13 protein-coding genes are annotated in these 16,303 nt (G+C 63.6%); 5 read left to right on the top strand and 8 right to left on the bottom strand.

Annotated features, from left to right (window positions below; genetic code table 11):
- Positions 1-74 precede the first annotated feature (74 nt).
- Positions 75-1,088, top strand: coding sequence for an Ldh family oxidoreductase (locus DDE20_RS12935; protein WP_116558922.1), 1,014 nt, complete (start codon positions 75-77; stop codon positions 1,086-1,088).
- Positions 1,089-1,106: 18 nt separating this feature from the next.
- On the opposite strand, the gene DDE20_RS12930 is transcribed toward DDE20_RS12935, so the two are convergent.
- Positions 1,107-2,081, bottom strand: coding sequence for an ornithine cyclodeaminase family protein (locus DDE20_RS12930; RefSeq protein WP_116558921.1), 975 nt, complete (start codon positions 2,079-2,081; stop codon positions 1,107-1,109).
- Positions 2,082-2,274: 193 nt separating this feature from the next.
- Between DDE20_RS12930 and DDE20_RS12925 the strand changes: the two genes are divergently transcribed.
- A complete protein-coding gene (locus tag DDE20_RS12925) occupies positions 2,275-2,790 on the top strand; it encodes an MgtC/SapB family protein (RefSeq protein WP_116558920.1) in 516 nt (171 codons plus the stop codon).
- Between the two features lie 45 nt (positions 2,791-2,835).
- On the opposite strand, the gene DDE20_RS12920 is transcribed toward DDE20_RS12925, so the two are convergent.
- The 3 genes from DDE20_RS12920 to DDE20_RS12910 are packed head-to-tail and all read right to left on the bottom strand — an operon-like array spanning position 2,836 to position 6,550.
- On the bottom strand, positions 2,836-5,193 hold the full coding sequence (locus DDE20_RS12920; RefSeq protein ID WP_116558919.1) for a xanthine dehydrogenase family protein molybdopterin-binding subunit: 2,358 nt from the start codon (positions 5,191-5,193) through the stop codon (positions 2,836-2,838).
- A complete protein-coding gene (locus tag DDE20_RS12915; RefSeq protein ID WP_116558918.1) occupies positions 5,190-5,684 on the bottom strand; it encodes a (2Fe-2S)-binding protein in 495 nt (164 codons plus the stop codon). The genes DDE20_RS12920 and DDE20_RS12915 overlap by 4 nt, the downstream gene beginning before the upstream one ends.
- Positions 5,681-6,550, bottom strand: a complete 870-nt coding sequence (locus DDE20_RS12910) for an FAD binding domain-containing protein (protein ID WP_116558917.1) — start codon at positions 6,548-6,550, stop codon at positions 5,681-5,683. The genes DDE20_RS12915 and DDE20_RS12910 overlap by 4 nt, the downstream gene beginning before the upstream one ends.
- A gap of 221 nt (positions 6,551-6,771) precedes the next feature.
- Between DDE20_RS12910 and DDE20_RS12905 the strand changes: the two genes are divergently transcribed.
- The 3 genes from DDE20_RS12905 (at position 6,772) to DDE20_RS12895 (ending at position 12,379) form a co-directional block, all read left to right on the top strand.
- Positions 6,772-8,043 (top strand): ArgE/DapE family deacylase, encoded by a 1,272-nt coding sequence (locus tag DDE20_RS12905; protein ID WP_116558916.1) that lies wholly within the window; start codon positions 6,772-6,774, stop codon positions 8,041-8,043.
- Positions 8,044-8,097: 54 nt separating this feature from the next.
- Positions 8,098-8,733, top strand: coding sequence for an SRPBCC family protein (locus DDE20_RS12900; RefSeq protein WP_116558915.1), 636 nt, complete (start codon positions 8,098-8,100; stop codon positions 8,731-8,733).
- Positions 8,734-8,938: 205 nt separating this feature from the next.
- On the top strand, positions 8,939-12,379 hold the full coding sequence (locus DDE20_RS12895; protein WP_116558914.1) for a pyruvate carboxylase: 3,441 nt from the start codon (positions 8,939-8,941) through the stop codon (positions 12,377-12,379).
- 263 nt (positions 12,380-12,642) lie between these two features.
- Here the strand turns inward: DDE20_RS12895 and DDE20_RS12890 are convergent, their stop codons facing one another.
- From DDE20_RS12890 to DDE20_RS12875, 4 genes are all read right to left on the bottom strand, one after another.
- Positions 12,643-13,326, bottom strand: coding sequence for a GntR family transcriptional regulator (locus tag DDE20_RS12890; RefSeq protein ID WP_165814518.1), 684 nt, complete (start codon positions 13,324-13,326; stop codon positions 12,643-12,645).
- Positions 13,327-13,406: 80 nt separating this feature from the next.
- A complete protein-coding gene (locus tag DDE20_RS12885; RefSeq protein ID WP_116558912.1) occupies positions 13,407-13,739 on the bottom strand; it encodes a cupin domain-containing protein in 333 nt (110 codons plus the stop codon).
- 67 nt (positions 13,740-13,806) lie between these two features.
- Positions 13,807-15,468: a thiamine pyrophosphate-binding protein gene (locus tag DDE20_RS12880; protein WP_116558911.1), complete on the bottom strand. Its 1,662-nt coding sequence runs from the start codon at positions 15,466-15,468 to the stop codon at positions 13,807-13,809.
- An 8-nt stretch (positions 15,469-15,476) separates the two neighbouring features.
- Entirely contained in the window at positions 15,477-16,265 is a 789-nt protein-coding gene (locus DDE20_RS12875; protein WP_165814517.1) for an SDR family oxidoreductase, read from the bottom strand.
- Positions 16,266-16,303 lie beyond the last annotated feature (38 nt).

Here is a 16,303-nt window from a genome sequence, read left to right as displayed (position 1 = left end):
TAACCTGTGGCGAAGAGCCTGCGCCCCACCCGCGCCTGTCTCTTCGCCACCACCTGACCCGAAAGGACCGCCTGATGAGCGCAATCGAGACCGAGATACTGAGCCTGAGCGAAATCGAAACACTGGCCTATGACGCGCTGCTTGCGGTCGGCACCACGGCGCAGAACGCCCGTCCGCTGGCCATCGCCACCGCCGCGACCGAGGCCGAGGGGATCGCCAGCCACGGGCTCGCCTATATTCCGGTCTATTGCGAGCATGTCACCTGCGGCAAGGTTGACGGGGCCGCCGTGCCACTGCTGACCCGCCCGCGCCCCGGGGTGATCGTCGCCGATGCCGCCACCGGCTTTGCCCATAGCGCAATTGCCGCCGGTTTCGCCGAATTGATGCCCCTCGCGCGCAGCCAAGGGATCGCGGCTTTGGCGGTGCGCAACTCGTATAACTGCGGGGTCTTGGGCTATCACACGCGGCAACTGGCGGCCGAGGGGCTGTTGGGGCTGGGGTTCACCAATGCGCCCGCCTCGATTGCGCCGGTCGGTGGCACCGGCAAGGTCGTCGGCACCAACCCGTTCTCGATTGCCGCGCCCGATGGCAAGGGCGGGATTGCGCTGTTGATCGACCAGAGCGCCAGTGTGATCGCCAAAAGCGAGATCATGAAGCACAACCGCGAGGGCAAGCCGATCCCCGAGGGTTGGGGGCTGGGGCCGGACGGGCAGCCGACCACCGATGCCGCCGTGGCGCTACAGGGCTCGATGGCGCCCTCGGGCGGTTACAAGGGCGTCGGCGTGGCGCTTTTGGTCGAGGTGATGGCGGCGGCAATGACCGGTGCCAGTTTGGGCGTTGATGCCAGCCCCTTCTCGGGCACCGCGGGCGGGCCGCCGAAAACCGGCCAGTTCTTTATCGCGATTGATCCCGAGGTGACCTCTTCGGGCGATTTCGCCGCCCGCATTCAGGCGCTGGTCGGCGAGATGCACGCGCAGGACGGGGTGCGCACACCGGGCGATGCGCGCAGCGCCGCCCGCAAGCGGGCCGAGGCCGAGGGCGTCGCAGTCAATGCCGCCACTTTGGCAAAAATCCGCGCTTTGTTGTGACGCGCGCAGGGGCCGGGGTTACAGTTGCTGATCCTGCGCCCCCGCCGCTCGCGCCGCCTTTTGCACGTGATCCGCGCAGGCCAGATCCTGCGCCGCCACCCCCAGTGACCGATAGAGCGTGATCTCACCGTCACTGCTGCGCCCCACAACCTGACCGGCGAACAGCGTGCCGATCTCGCCGCGCAGATGCGCCTGATCAAACAGCCCTTTGGCCAGCCCGTCGATCACATCTTTGGCCTGCGCCAAGGCCGAGGGCATATAGTCGACAAAGGTCACCGCGCGGGCGATCAGCGCGCTGTCGATCTCTTGCCAGAAGGGCACCGAGGCGCCGACCGCATTCACATGGGTGCCGGGCTGCACCCAATCTGCGGGCAGGATGGATTCGGTGGCCGAGGTCACCGTGCAGAGGATATCCGCACGCAATGCTGCCTCTTGGATCGAGGGCGCCGCGTGGAAGGTCAGCGCGGGGAACCTCTCGGCCATACGGGCGGCGAAGCCCTCGGCTTTGGCGTGGCTGCGGCCCGCGATATGCACCTCGGCAATCGGGCGCACCTGCGCGATCGCTTCGATATGAAACTCGGCCTGCTCGCTGGTGCCGATCACCGAGAGCCGTGTCGCATCCGCCCGCGCCAAGGCCCGTGTCGCCGCCGCTGAGGCCGCCGAGGTGCGGATCGCGGTGATCATATCGGCGTTGACCATTGCCGTCGGCGCGCCGGTCTCGGGATCAAACAGCACCACCGCGCCGATATGCGAGGACAGGCCCTTGGCCGGGTTTCCGGGAAACAGGCTGAGGATTTTCACGCCATACAACCCACCCGCCGAGAGCGCGCCGGGCATGATCCCGATCCGGTTGTCGCCGCCGATCTCGATGACATTGCGCAGGGGCAGGATCGCGCGCCCCTCGGCGACATCAATCATCGTGGCGGTGACCAGATCAATGGCCTGCGCCATCGGTAGATGTTGTTGAACGTGCTCGGCCGAAATGACGATCATGCTGCTGTCCCCCTCGGGTGCTATGGCGCAAACTGGCTTTGTTCTGGCATATCACCGGCGGGATTTCGAGGGCAGCCATGCGCGTTTTTGCGCGCATATCGTGGCGATCCGCGGCTGTCCTGCGCGTTTCGCTTGCGCCGCGCGGGCAAACGCGCAAAGTTGATGATAACCCTAACAATTTCGAAAAACCCCTATGTGGCAAGACATCTGGACCTCCATAATCGGCGAATTTTCCGATATCCCCGACCTGCATACCTTCGTCACCGTCGGCATGCGGCTGTTCTTTGCCGCGCTTCTGGGCGGCCTCTTGGGCTATGAACGCGAGGTCAAACACCATAACGCGGGGCTGCGTACCCATATGTTGGTCGCGGTCGGCTCGGCGGCCTTTGTGGCTGGGTCGCTGCAGGCGGGGATCGAGGTTAAGGACCTGTCGCGGGTGATTCAGGGCGTGGTGCAGGGCATTGGCTTTCTGGGTGCCGGCGCGATCATCGTGCGCAAATCGACGCAGACGGTGCAGGGGCTGACCACCGCGGCAAATATCTGGGCGACCGCAGGGATCGGCGTGTTGGCGGGTCTGGGAATGATCGCGACGGCGGTGCTGGCCACGGTGCTGCTGCTGGCAATCCTGGCGGTGATCCCGTTTATCATCAAACCGGTAAAACCCATCCCCGCCGACAAACGCGAGAAGGAAGAGACCGAGCCGAAGTGAGCCGCGCTCGCCGCCGCCCATCGTCAGGGCGGCGGCGGGAGTGGATTAACCTTCGCTGCGGGTCGCCTTGGCCAAGCGCCAGATCGCCTGCGCATTGAGCGGCGTGGCCTCGACCTCGACACCCAAAGCATTCGCCACCGCATTGGCAATCGCGGCGGGCGGGCCGATTGCGCCGCCCTCGCCCAGCCCTTTGGCGCCCAAGGGCGTCAGCGGCGTCGGGGTTTCGATGTGATGCACGTCAATCTCGGGCATCTCGGTGGCCAGCGGCATCAGGTAATCGGCGAAAGTGGTGGTCAGCGGCTGCCCCTCTTCGTCATAGATCATATGCTCCATGATGGCCGAGCCGATGCCCTGCACCACGCCGCCGCGCACCTGCCCGTCGACGATCATCGGATTGAGGATCGTGCCGCAATCCTCGACCACAACAAAGCGGCGCAGCTTCATCTTGCCGGTTTTCACGTCGATCTCGACAATCGCCGCATGCACCGCGTTGGCATAGGTGCCGTCTTTCGGGCCATCGAGCGAAAATTCCTCGGTCAGACCCGGCGTCATGCCCTCGGGCAGGCGGTCAACGTTGCGCAGGGCCGCGCGCGCCAGTTCGGGGATCGGCACAAAGCGGGCCGGATCGCCGATCACCGAGGCGCGGTTTTCATCCAGCTGGATCGTTGCGGGGTCAGCGACCTGCAGGATATGCGCCGCAATCAGCCGCAGTTTATCGGCGATCTTGTTGGCCGCGATATGCACCGCACCGCCGCCCAGAGGCCCGCCGCGGCTGCCCCAAGTGCCCACCGAATAGGGCGAGGTCAGCGTGTCGCCGTGGCGCACAAACACCCGCTGCGGCCCGACACCCAGCGCATCGGCGGCGACCTGCGCGCAGGTGGTTTCCAGACCCTGCCCGTGGCTTTGCAGCCCCAAGCCGATCAGCACCTCGCCATCGGTCGACATCTCGACCCGCGCCGAAATATAGCCGGTTTCAATCGGCGAGCGGCGCTTGGTGAAATCGCCGGTGCCATGGGCGGTTTGCTCGATGAAACAGGCGATGCCGACGCCGATGCGGCTGTCAGGCGAGGCTTTCGAGGCCTCCGCCGCCTTAATATCCTCGGCCAGCAATTCGCGCATTTTCAGCAGCGATTCCTCGTATGATCCGGGATCATAGGTGAAGCCGAGAACGTTCTTATAAGGGAACTCCTTGACCACATTTTTCAGCCGGAACTCGATCGGGTCCATGCCGATTTCCTGCGCGATCACATCCATCAGCCGCTCTTGCGAGAACACCGCCGAGGGGCGCCCCACGCCGCGATAGGTGCCGAGCGGGCATTTATTGGTGGCCAGCGCGCGGAAGGTCGCTTCATAGGCCTGAAAATCATAGGGGCCGGGCATCACTTTGGCGGCCATGCCGGGGTCGCCGCCAGCGGTGAAGGGAAAGGTCGAATAGGCGCCGACATCGGTGCTGATATCGGCTTTGAGGCCCAACAGCCGCCCCTCCGCCGAGACATAGGCCTCGAGCGTGTGCTCATGGTCGCGGGCGTGGATCGAGGCGATCAGGTTTTCGCGCCGGTCCTCAACCCATTTCACCGGCCGCCCGGTCTGGATCGCCAGCCATGCGATCAGCACCTCATCGGCGAAGACCTGCCCCTTGACGCCAAAGCCGCCGCCCACATCAGGGGCAATGACGCGAATACGCGATTCCGGCAGGCCCAACTCCTCGCAGATATAGGTGCGCACCAGATGCGGCATCTGCGTCGACGACCAAAGCGTGAGCACCCGCGTGCCCTTGTCGTAATCGGCAATCACCCCACGGCCTTCCATCGGCACGCCGGTCTGGCGCTGGTTGCGGTAGGTGCGGCGGATCACATGCGCGGCCTGCGCGCGCGCCGCCTCCAGATCGCCGCCTTTCATCTGCCGCTCGACAAATTTATTGCCGGTCCAGCCATCAAACAGCGGCGTGGTATCCTCGGCCAACGCCTGTTCCATGGTGGCGACCACCGGCAGCGGGTCGAAGTCGATGAACACCAATTCAGCGGCATCCTCGGCGAGATAGGGGTCATCGGCCAACACCACCGCCGCCGGATCACCGACAAAGCGCAGCCGGTCGAGCGCCAGCAGGGGTTGTTCCGAGCGCTGCACGCCGGGCAGGTCCTGATTGGCCTTAAGCGACAATCCGTCGGTGTCTTTGCCAGTGAACACCTGCACCGGATAATCGAGATCCTCGAGCATGGATGTATCCACCTCAAGGATTTTGGCATGCGCAACCTGCGAGCGCACGAAGCTCAGATGCAGCATATCCGGCAGGGTGATATCGGCGATATATTTCGCCGCGCCGGACATCAGGCGGGTGTCCTCGAAGCGCTGCACACGGGCGCCGATCTGGCGCTTGCTCAGGTTTGGAATAGGGGCGTTCATTGGGTGCTCTCCCCGTTGCGACGTTGGGTGATCGCCAGACGGACGGCGGCGACAATGCTCTGGTAGCCGGTGCAACGGCAGATATTGCCGCTCATCGCGTGGCGGATTTCCGCGTCCTCGGGCATCCGGTCCTGCGCCGCCATCTCTTCGACATAGGGCGCCATGGTCATCAGAAATCCGGGCGTGCAATAGCCGCATTGCAGCCCGTGTTCCTCGCGGAAGGCGCGTTGCAACAGGTGATGCGCATCATCGCCGCCGAGGCTTTCGACGGTGTTGATTTCAGCGCCGTCGCACTGCACCGCGAAGGTCAGACAGGACAGGCGCGGCACCCCGTCGACATGCACGGTGCAGGCGCCGCAGGCACCATGGGCGCAGCCGATATGGACGCCGGACAGGCGGAAATCCTCGCGCAGCACATCGGCGAGCAGGCGGCGGGGCTCGAGGCTCAGGTTTTTGGTCTGGCCGTTGGCGGTGATGGTGGTTTTGCTCATGACGCTTGCATCGCTTTTTCACAGGCGCGGGTCAGCGCGCGTTGGGTCAATTCGACAATCAGGCTGTGGCGGAACTCGGCGCTGGCCATCGGGTCATCCAAGGGCGTGATCCCAGCGCTCATTGCCTGTGCGGCGGCCTCGGCCTCAGGCGCGCTGAGGGGTTTGCCGCGCAAGAGATCACCGGCCCTCTCGGCCATGACCGGCGCCAGATCGACGCCGGACCAGACGACGCGGGCATCGGTAATCGCGCGCCCGTCATGCTCTAGGGTCACACCGGCGCTGATGATCGCGAAATCACCGCTGCGCTCGGCGAATTCCTCAAAGGCGCCGCTGCTCTTGCCCTTGGGCAGCGGCAGGTCGATGCCGGTGACCATCTCGCCCGCTTCAAGGCTGGTGACATAGGCGCTGATGAAGAACTCGGCGGCGGGAATGCGGCGGCTGCCCTCGGCGGATTGGGCGATGATCTCGGCGCCGAGCAGCACGCAGAGCGCGGGCAGTTCGGCGGTCGGATCGGCATGCGAGATGCTGCCGCCCAAGGTCCCGCGCCGCCGGATCGTCGGATGGCCGATCCATTCCACCCCCTCGGCAAAGGCGGGAAAATGCTGCGCAATCAATGACTCGCGCGCGTAACGCTCATGGCGCACCAAGGCGCCGATATGCAGGTGATCACTGCGCAGCTCGATCGTGTCGAGGTCCAGCGCATTGATATCGACCAGATGCGAGGGCCGCGCCAGACGCAGGTTCATCATCGGCACCAAGGACTGGCCACCGGCAATCGGGCGAGCATCCTCGCCGAACTCGGCAAGCAGGGCGAGCGCCTGATCGAGGCGCTCGGCTTTATGATAGCTGAAGGGGGCTGGGCGCACCTGAATCTCCGCAGTTAAAGGCCCGCAGTCGTGGCGGGAGCCGACAGTTAAACTGCCTTCAGCCTAGTTCAGCGGATTGCTGTATGCAATAATAAAGATGTTGTAGACATATTGTAGGGCCGTGTTTATGGTCTGATTCACATGTGCCCCTTGCGACATCTATCCACGCGCGGGGCCGCAACAGCAACACCGCCAGCATAGTGATCAATGAGGACACCCAGATGAGCAGCGCAAACCGGCAGAAAATCCTAAGCACCATTGACCAGAAGCGCGACCATGCGGTGGCGTTCCTGCAAGAGATGGTGGCGATCCCCAGCGTCACCGGCGACGAGGGCGCGATCCAGAAGTTCGTCGCCGACTATATGAACAAAATCGGCCTTGATGTCGACATGTGGGAGACGGATTGGGACGAGCTCAAGAAACACCCGGGCTATCGTCCGGTCGCCATGGGCTATGAGGGCCGCCCCAATATCGTCGCCACCTATAAAGGCACCGGCGGCGGGCGCTCGCTTTTGCTCAACGGCCATACCGATGTGATCCCCGTCGGCAAAGGCGAAGGCTGGAGCGATGATCCGTGGTCGGCGAAAATCGAAAACGGCCGCATCTACGGGCGCGGCACGGCGGATATGAAAAGCGGTGTCGCCAGCCATATTCTGGCGGTCGAATACCTCAAGCAGATGGGCGTCAAGCTCAAGGGCGACGTCTATATCAACGTGGTGATCGACGAGGAAGTCTCGGGCCACGGCACTTTGGACACGGTGATGCGCGGCTATAAGGCCGACGCCGGTATCTCGGGCGAGACCAGCGATCTGGCGGTGCAGCCGGCCTGTATCGGGCGCATCTGGTTCGAGATTTCGGTGCAGGGCAAACCCGCCGGTATCCAGCAGCGCTATAACGGCATCAGCGGCATTGATCTGGGCAATAAGGTCGCCGCTGCGGTCGCCGAATTGGAGGCCGAGCGCATCGCCACCGTGACCCATCCGCTCTATCCCAGCGCGGTGGATTCGCTGCCCTGTATCATCGGCTCGTTTCAGGCCGGCAACTATCCCAGCGCCTTCCCCGATACCGCGCTGCTGAAGGGTTCGATCGGCACCGTGCCGGGCGAGGATCACGAGGGCGTCAAGCAAAGCCTCGTCGACAAGATCGCGGCGCTGGCCGAGACCGATGAGTGGATGCGCGACCACCCGCCGGTGGTGCGGTTTGTCGGCTATGACGCGCAGGCGTCGGAAATCCCCGTCGATCATCCGGTGGTTGATCTGGTGTCCTCGGCCTATACCGAGATCACTGGCAAACAGCCGGAAATCTCGGGCCGTCAGGGCGCGGCTGACACGCGGTTCCTCAATGAATACGCCGATACGCCGACGGTGATCTTCGGCCCCGGCTCGACCGCGGTGATGCATTCCAACGACGAATATGTGTCGATCGACGACTACATCACTTCGATCAAAGTGATGGCGCTTTGCCTGATGGACTGGTGCGGCGTCGAGGAGTGATCGCCGCCTAACTTACCGCAAAGCCCTCCGAACTAACGAAAGCGAGTGCCTAATATGCCCGAGATCAAACAACAATTCACCGTCAACCAGCCCCGCGCGAAGGTCTGGGAGGCTTTTCAGGACATCCCGAAGATTGTCGGTTGCATCCCGGGCGCCTCGCTCGAAGCGCCGCCCGTCGACGGCAAGGTGACCGGCCAGATGACCGTCAAACTGGGTCCGGTGAAAGCGAATTTCACCGGCGAGGCGACGATCATTCCCGATGAAGCGGCGCAAAGCGGGCTGATCAACGGGCTGGGCAGCGATAAAAAGCACGGCGCGCGGGCCAAGGGGAAGGTGAACTATCACCTCGAAGAGGCCGAGGGTGGTGCTGCAACGCTGGTCAAAGTGGTGGTCGATTACACGATCAGCGGCACTTTGGCGCAATTTGCCCGTGGCGGGATTGTCGACGCCGTGGCGGCGCAGATCACCCGCGATTTCGCCGAGAACCTGAACGCCGAACTCGCTGCCGAGGCGCAACCCGTTGCCGCGGTGGCGCCAGAAGCCGGCGCTGCACCTGCCGCCAATGCCGGTGAGGCCCCCGCTGCTGCCCCTGCCCGCCCCGCGCGGCAGAAAAAGAACGAGCTGAACGCGCTCACGCTGCTTTGGGCGGTGCTGCGCAACAGTCTCGGGCGGATTTTCGCCCGCGGTTAAGCGCAGCTGCGGGCCGATGATGGCGGGCAGTGATGGCGGGCGGGCGATCCTTGGCAAAAACCTCGGTCGCCCGCACCCCCTTGCCCCGCTGAAACCGGTTGCTGCCGCCAGCTAACCTCAAGATTATCAATGCCTTGCAAGGCTGTGGGCGCAGGCTCTGCGGGGTTTTCGCGCGCCATGCCTTCCAACGCAGGAAAGACTGCTGATGACCGAATTCACCAAGATCCTGATCGCCAACCGCGGCGAGATTGCCATTCGCATCATGCGCGCCGCCAACGAGATGGGCAAACGCACCGTCGCGGTCTTTGCCGAAGAGGACAAGCTGTCCCTGCACCGGTTCAAGGCCGATGAAGCCTATAGGATCGGCGAAGGTCTGGGGCCGGTCGCCGCTTACTTAAGCATCGACGAGATCATCCGCGTTGCCCGCGAATGCGGTGCCGATGCGATCCACCCGGGCTATGGTCTGCTGGCCGAAAACCCCGATTTCGTCGATGCCTGCGTCGCCAACGGAATCACTTTCATCGGCCCGCAGGCGAAGACCATGCGGCAGGTCGGCGACAAGGCCAGCGCGCGGCGCATTGCCGTCGAGGCGGGCGTGCCGGTGATCCCCGCCACGGATGTGCTGGGCGATGATTTCGACGCGATCCGCGCCGAGGCCGAGGCGTTGGGCTATCCCCTGATGCTCAAGGCGTCATGGGGCGGCGGCGGGCGCGGGATGCGCGCGATTGAAGGCCCCGAGGAGCTGGAGGAAAAGCTCTTGGAGGGTCGCCGCGAGGCCGCCGCTGCCTTTGGCAACAGCGAAGGCTATCTGGAAAAGATGATCCTGCGCGCGCGCCACGTCGAGGTGCAGATCCTTGGTGACAAACACGGCAATATGTATCACCTCTATGAGCGCGATTGCTCGGTGCAGCGGCGCAACCAGAAGGTCGTCGAACGCGCGCCCGCCCCCTATCTGACGGACGCGCAGCGCGCCGAGGTCTGCGAGCTGGGCTATAAGATTTGCAAACATGTGAATTACGAATGCGCCGGCACCGTTGAATTCCTCATGGATATGGATACCGGGCGCTTCTATTTCATCGAGGTGAACCCGCGCGTGCAGGTCGAACATACGGTGACCGAGGAGGTCACCGGCATCGACATCGTGCAGGCGCAGATCATGATTGCCGAGGGTAAAACCTTGGCTGAGGCCACGCGCAAAGCCTCGCAAGACGAGATCGAGCTACGCGGCCATGCCCTGCAAACGCGGATCACCACCGAAGACCCGCAGAATAATTTCATCCCCGATTATGGCCGCATCACCGCCTTTCGTGAGGCCACCGGCATGGGCGTGCGGCTGGATGGTGGCACCGCCTATTCGGGCGGGGTGATCACCCGCTATTACGACAGTCTGCTGGTCAAGATCACCACCCATGCACAGACGCCCGAGACCGCTATTGCGCGGATGGACCGTGCGCTGCGCGAGTTCCGCATTCGCGGGGTTTCCACCAATATCGCCTTTGTCGAAAACCTGCTGAAACACCCGACCTTCCTGAGCAATGACTACACCACCAAATTCATCGACCAGACGCCCGCGCTGTTTGATTTCGCCAAGCGCCGCGACCGGGGCACCAAGGTGCTGACCTATATCGCCGATATCACCGTCAACGGGCACCCCGAGACCAAGGACCGCCCGCGCCCTGATCCGGCGTTGAAAGAGGCGCGCGCGCCCAAGCCCCGCGTCACCCCGCAGATGGGCACCCGCAACCTGCTGGAACAACACGGGGCGCAGGCGGTGGCGGATTGGATGAAGCAGCAACAGCGGCTGTTGATCACCGACACCACCATGCGCGACGGGCACCAGTCCCTGCTGGCCACCCGTATGCGCAGCCGCGATATGATCCGCGTGGCCCCTGCCTATGCCGCGCATCTGCCCGAGCTCTTCTCGGTCGAATGCTGGGGCGGGGCGACCTTTGATGTGGCGTATCGGTTCTTGCAGGAATGCCCGTGGCAGCGGCTGCGCGATCTGCGCGCGGCCCTGCCCAATGTGATGACCCAGATGCTGCTGCGCGGCTCGAACGGGGTTGGCTACACCAATTACCCGGACAATGTGGTGCAGGCCTTTGTCGCCCGCGCCGCCGAGACCGGCGTTGATCTGTTTCGCGTGTTCGACAGTCTGAACTGGGTCGAGAATATGCGCGTGGCGATGGATGCGGTGATTGACGCCGGTAAGCTGTGCGAAGCCACGATCTGCTATACCGGCGATATCCTGAACCCCGACCGCGCCAAATATGATCTGAAGTATTACCTCGGCATGGCCCGCGAGTTGGAGGCGGCTGGCGCGCATGTCTTGGGCCTTAAGGATATGGCCGGATTGTTGAAACCCGCCGCCGCCCGCGTGTTGATCCGCGCGCTGAAAGAAGAGGTCGGGCTGCCGATCCATTTCCACACCCATGACACCGGCGGCATGGCCAGCGCGACGATCCTCGCCGCCGCCGATGCCGGTGTCGATGCGGTGGATTGCGCGATGGATGCGCTGGCGGGGAACACCTCGCAGGCGCCGCTGGGCTCGATTGTCGAGGCGCTGGCGCATAGCGAGCGCTGTACGGGGCTGAATATCGCTGCGGTGCGCGAGATTTCCGATTATTGGGAGGGGGTGCGGGGCCATTACGCGGCGTTTGAATCCGGCTCCTCCGCGCCCTCCTCCGAGGTTTACCTGCATGAGATGCCCGGTGGCCAGTTCACCAACCTCAAAGAGCAGGCCCGCGCCATGGGGCTCGAGGATCGCTGGCCCGAGGTCGCGCAGACCTATGCCGATGTGAACCAGATGTTCGGCGATATCGTCAAGGTCACGCCCTCGTCAAAGGTGGTCGGCGATATGGCGCTGATGATGGTCACGCAGGGGCTGACCCGCGCGCAGGTCGAAGACCCCAAACGCGAGGTGTCGTTTCCGGATTCCGTTCTCGACATGCTGCGCGGCAATCTCGGCCAGCCGCCGGGGGGTTTTCCGCCCGCACTTTTGGACAAGGCGCTCAAGGGCGAGCGCCCCTGTCTGGAGCGCCCCGGCAAATCGCTGCCGCCGGTGGATCTTGAGGCCACCCGCGCGGAGCTCAGCGCCAAGTTGGACGGGCGCGCGGTGGATGACGAGGATCTCAACGGCTATCTGATGTATCCCAAGGTGTTTCTCGACTATATGGGGCGTCACCGCAGCTATGGGCCGGTGCGTTCCTTGCCGACGCGGACGTTCTTTTACGGGATGGAACCGGGCGAGGAAATCACCGCCGAGATCGACCCCGGCAAAACCTTGGAAATCCGCCTGCAAGCACTCAGCGAGACCGATGACGACGGCGAGGTTCGGGTGTTCTTTGAGCTTAACGGCCAGCCGCGGGTGGTGCGGGTGCCCAACCGTCTGGTCAAATCTGCGACCAAAGCGCGACCCAAGGCCGAGGCGGGCAACCCCGCGCATATCGGCGCGCCGATGCCCGGCGTGGTGGCCAGTGTCTCGGTGGAGGTCGGGCGCGACGTGAAGGCCAATGACCTGTTGCTGACCGTCGAGGCGATGAAGATGGAAACCGGGCTTTACGCCGAGCGCGACGCGGTGGTGAAGGCGGTGCATGTGGTGCCGGGCGGGCAGATCGACGCGAAGGATCTGCTGGTGGAATTGGCGTGAGGGGGCTTGGGCGTTCTGAGCGCGAAACTCCACTGTTTGGCCCGTGGGAACCACGGGCCGCGCCCGACCCTCCCCCCGGGAGGGCGCTTTGGCGATGTCGCTCACCGCTTGCATGACTTGGATGCTTTTGAGCGCGCGCCCTGCTCAAGCGCAGCACGCGCCCACCCAGTGTCGGGCGCGTCCCTTATCTCATAACATTGATAACAAACAAAAAACCCGCCTCCATCAGGACGCGGGTTTTTCCATGCCTAGGGCGCAGCAACCTACCCGTCGCTCGGCCCGTGCTTGTTTTCCAGCGCGATCAGCACATCCGTCGCCGATCCGGCCAGCAGGTTGACGTGTTTGCGCATCAGGATATGCGCCGCCTCTTCGTCACCCTTGCCGATTGCGTCGATGATCTGGTTGTGCTCCTCGACCGAGCGCATCATCCGCCGCGGCTGCAGAGTGATGAAGCGCCGGTAGGCATTCAGATGCTTCGACATCTTGTGGATCTCGGACAGCAGGTAATTGTTCTTTGACCGCGCATCGAGGAAATCGTGGAACTCGAGATTGGCGCGGAAAAACTTGTCGGCGTCATCTTCCTCGGCGGCATCGGCACAGACCTGATTGAGCGCGCGCAGCTTGTCGATTTCGGCGGAACTCAGCCGGCGGGCGCCCAATTGCGCGCCGAGCCCGCAGAGCTCACCAAAAACCTGAAACATCTCGATCAGATCCGAGGTGGTCAACCGGCGCACGGTGGTGCCTTGATTGGGTTTGATATCCACCAGACCGCTGGAGGCCAGATGCCGCAGCGCCTCGCGGATCGGCGTGCGCGACACATTAAAGCGTCGCGCCAGCCCCTGTTCGTCAAGCCGGTCTTCGGGTGCGAGGGTGCCGTTCAAGATCTCGTCTTCGAGCACAGAAATAATATTTGCGGTCGATGAGACGGCAGGAGCAACTTTGGTCATGTGACGCATTCTTCCTTTAACCACACACGCGGACAACCGGCTTTGACCAGATCATACGCCAAATGTATGCAGATCGCCGATCAATGTTTTACCGTGATGACCATGGCGACGCAATCACCATCCTGCTCGTTCAGCGTGTAATGCGGGTCTTTGGGCTCGAAGAGCACCGCCTGCCCTTGGGTCAGGGTGAAGCGTTCCGAACCGGTGTCAAAGGTCAGCGCGCCTTCCATGATGAAAAACACCTGCGACCATGTATCGTGATGGTGCAACTCGCCGCCACCGCCCTTGGGGGCGCGCGAGATCTGCACGCTGAAATCGCCGTCGCCAAAGGGCACCACATCCAGCACCTTCAGGTCGCCAAAATGCGCCGGTGGCGTGACGCCGGTTTTATCGCCATCTTTCCAGATTTTCATTGCTCTCTCCGTCTGTGTTTGAGGGCGCCCGCCTGCGGGTGGCGCGCGCGATATGTTGGCTAAGGGATTACGAAATGAACTGCATGTAGGGGCTGATCACGCTGCGCACCGGCACCTGAATGATCGCCGGTTTGCCCGCAGCAATCGCCGCCTTGACCGCCTCGCCGATCTCGTCCTGCGAGCGGGCGATATAGCCGTTGCCACCCAGACCTTCGGCAACCTTGGTCCAGTCGCGGCGCGGCAGGTTCATCGCATAGGTCTCGCCGTATTGCTGCGCCTGCGGCAACGAAATCGCGCCCCACATCTCGTCATCGAGCACGACAATGATCATCGCGCGGCCCTGACGCTCAAGCGTGTCCAACTCGGTGACATGGTAGCCGACGCCGCCGTCGCCGACAAAGACCACCACCGGCACATCGGGGTTGGCCATCGCCGCACCGGCGCCGTAAGGCACCTCGGCGCCCAGCGTTCCCGACTGGCCGGCGCGCAGATAGCGGCCCGGCGCGTTGATCTGCAGGCGGGCATCGGCCCAGAAGTCGACGTTGCCATGGGAGGTGACAAAGATCGTCTCTTCCGGTGCGGCATCGCTGACCGCGTCGATCGCGGCGACCGGATGGATGCCATTGGCGTCGCCCTCGCCGAGTTGCGCGGCACGCTCGGCTTGCCAGGCGGCGGTGAGCTTCTTCGTCCAAGCGCCGTCTTTGGCTTTGATCCCGGCACCATGGGCGGCAGAAACTGCCCAAGCCGGGCTCGCGGCAATCGCCAGATCGGCGCGGCGGTTGCGGTGCAACAGCTCGGGGTCCGAGGCAATCTGGATCACCCGCACGTCCTCGCCAAGCCCGTCGCCAAAGCCGAGGTCGAACTCGAAATGATGGCCGAGAACAAAGACGCGGTCAGCCTCTTTGAGCGCGTCGCGCAGGGTCTCGTTGCAGGGCACATAGCCCGGACCGGCCCAGTTCGGATGCCGCTCGTCAACGATGCCGCGCGCCAGACGCAGGGTCATGAACGGCAGATTGACCTCATCGATCAGCGCTTCCAGCTTGCCGCAGCGGTTGAAGAACAGCTCATCCCCCAGCAGCAGCAGCGGACGTTCGGCGGCGTTGAGTTCCGCGACCAAAGCCTCCAGATCCTTGGGCGAAATGCCTGCGGTACCCGGTTTCACCGGCGCTTGCGGCGCGGCTTTCGGGGTGAAACTGGCGTGGAGCACATCGGTCGGCACCTCAAGGAACACGGCGCCGGGGCGGCCCGCCCACATCTTGCGCCAAGCGATGTCGAGATACTCGGTCAACCGCGAAGGATCGATGCAGCGGCCCGCCCATTTGGTGACCGAAGTCATCGCCGGCATCACGTCATAATCCATCCCCGCGCCGCGTTGGTTGTTATGGGTCGCGGCCTGCGCGCCGACGATCAACAGCGGCGTGCCCGCCATCTGCGCGACCAGCGCTGGTGTCACCGCATTGCTGACCCCCGGTCCAAGGGTGACGACCAAGGCCGCGGGCTGGCCGGTGACGCGGCCTTCGGCCTCGGTCATATAGCCAGCGGCGGCCTCGTGGCGGGTGTGGATCAGTTGCACACCCTGCTCGGCGCAGGCTTTGTAGATCGGATTGATCGGCCCACCCGAGACCGAATACACATGGTTAATTCCGGCCGCGCGGAACCAGCTGATAATCGCTGCGCCACCGTCGATTTCCGTCGTCTCGGTGTGTGTCATGTTGGTTTGATCTTTCATGATTTGCCTCAATATGCTCGTGATTTGCCGCCATCGAGAGCGATGGCCTGACCGGTGATAAAGCTGCCGCGCTTTGACGAGAGCAGCGCCACCATGGCGCCGAAATCCGCCGGATCGCCGAACTGACCGGCGGGAACCTCATCCAGCCAGAGCGCCTCGGCGGCGGCGCGGTCGATGTTGTCGCGCTCCATCGAGGAGGTGACGAGATACTCCATACGGTCGGTTTTGAACGGGCCGGGGCACAGGCAATTGACCGTGATCCCCTCATGCGCGACCTCGATCGACAGCGATTTCGCCATGCCGACAATCGCCAGCCGGATCGAATCGGACAGCACCATATTCGGCTGCACCATCTTCACGCCGACGGTGGTCACATACATGATCCGGCCCCAGCCGTTTTTCTGCATATGCGGCAGCACCGCATGGGTCAGATCGACCAGCGGCAGCAGGCTATCGCCCAAGGCTTCTTCCCATGCGGCGCGCGGGACATCGACAAAGGGGCCCGAATCAGGGCCGCCGGTGTTGCCCAGAAAGACATCAATACCGCCGAGTTCTTTGGCCGCTTCGGCAACGCCTTTGGCCAGTGTGTCGCGGTCGGAAAGGTCGATATGCACCGCCACCGCCTTCGCGGCACCGGCGGCGCGCAACTCCTCCAGCAGATCGCCCATCGCCGCAATATTGCGCCCCGCGACCGCCAGACTGGCGCCCTCGGCGGCCAGCGCCAGGGCTGCAGCCCGGCCCAGCCCGCGTGAGGCGGCAGTGATCAGAACGCGCTTGCCGTCCAGTTCCAGGTTCATCTCAGCTCTCCGTAAAGTTTCAATGTTGATACCACCTT

It is taken from the genome of Pararhodobacter oceanensis, assembly GCF_003076755.1.
GTDB lineage: Bacteria > Pseudomonadota > Alphaproteobacteria > Rhodobacterales > Rhodobacteraceae > Pararhodobacter > Pararhodobacter oceanensis.
This window is presented reverse-complemented; position numbering and strand designations above follow the sequence as displayed.